The sequence below is a fragment of the Kitasatospora sp. NPDC034533 genome (assembly GCF_055575155.1).
On record NZ_JBVITE010000180.1, the window covers coordinates 1 to 1,119 of the forward strand.

At 76.4% G+C, this 1,119-nt stretch carries 2 protein-coding genes; one reads left to right on the forward strand and one right to left on the reverse strand.

All coding sequences use genetic code 11. The annotated features are described in order from the left end of the window. The first annotated feature begins 119 nt into the window (after nt 1-119). A complete protein-coding gene (locus ACZ55U_RS39120; RefSeq protein WP_465534424.1) occupies nt 120-377 on the forward strand; it encodes a DUF6221 family protein in 258 nt (85 codons plus the stop codon). Nucleotides 378-417: 40 nt separating this feature from the next. Here ACZ55U_RS39120 and ACZ55U_RS39125 read toward each other — a convergent pair whose 3' ends face one another. After that, nucleotides 418-1,029: a TetR/AcrR family transcriptional regulator gene (locus tag ACZ55U_RS39125; RefSeq protein WP_465534426.1), complete on the reverse strand. Its 612-nt coding sequence runs from the start codon at nt 1,027-1,029 to the stop codon at nt 418-420. Nucleotides 1,030-1,119 lie beyond the last annotated feature (90 nt).

Sequence of the window (1,119 nt, forward strand, 5' to 3'; positions counted from 1 at the left end):
CCCCCCCCCCCCCCCCCCCCCCCCCCCCCCCCCCCCCCCCCCCCCCCCCCCCCCCCCCCCCCCCCCCCCCCCCCCCCCCCCCCCCCCCCCACCCCTGCGGGAGGGGAAGAATCGCGCGCATGGACGATCTCCTGAGGTTCCTGCACGCCCGCTGCGAGGACGACAACCACGCCTACGCCTACGTCGCGCACGTCCACGGCGGCGAGGCGCTCCTCGACAGCCACCTGCCCATGCTCGACCTGGCCGGCCAACTCGCCCGCGACCACGCCGCGATGGACCCCGCCGACCCCCGCTCCCCCGGTCTCGCGTACGCGCTGCGCGTCCTCGCCCAGTCCTGCGCCGAGCACCCCGGCTACCGCGAGCGGTGGCGCCCCTAACCCGCCGCGGGCCCTGCCGCTCCCCGGCCGGGCCCGGCGGTCAGGGGCGGGCGTTCGGCGCGTTCGCGGCCAGGCCCCGGACGATCAGGGCCGCCTTGGCGTTCAGTGCCCGGGCGAGGGGGAAGGCGCCGTCCGATTCCAGCCAGCGCTGGAGGGTCCCGATGTAGGTGTCGAAGAGGATCTCGGCGGCCGGTGCCGGGTCCAGACGGGCGTCGAGTTCGCCGGCGTCGCGGGCGAGCGCCAGCAGGGCGCCGAGGGCCGGCGGCGGGGGCGCGCCGGGCAGGAACCCGCGTACCAGGACGCCGGCGGCGTACAGTTCGCGGGCCACGGCGCGTTCGCGGTCGTCGAAGTCGGCCAGGGCCTCGAACACGGCCTCCAGGCGGCGCAGTGGTGAGCCCGCGGTGCCGGTCTTCTCGGCGGCGAGGGCGTCGAGGCGGTCGCGGCGGTCCTGGACCCAGGCGCGGGCGAGGTCGTCCTTGCGGGGGAAGTGGTTGAAGACGGTCTGGCGTCCGAGGTCGGCGTGTTCGGCGATGAGGTCGTAGGTGGTCGCCTCGTAGCCGCGTTGGGCGATCAGGTCGACGGCGGCGGCGAGGATGCGGTCGCGGTTCTCGCGCTTGCGCCGTTCCCGGCGGCCGGTCGGGGCTGTCGTCATTGGTAGTCAGGGGCGCGGTGCCCAGTGGGCCCGTTTCCCCGTTCCCCTTTCAATCCGTGCGTGCGGTTTTCCCGCACACGGCTTACCGAT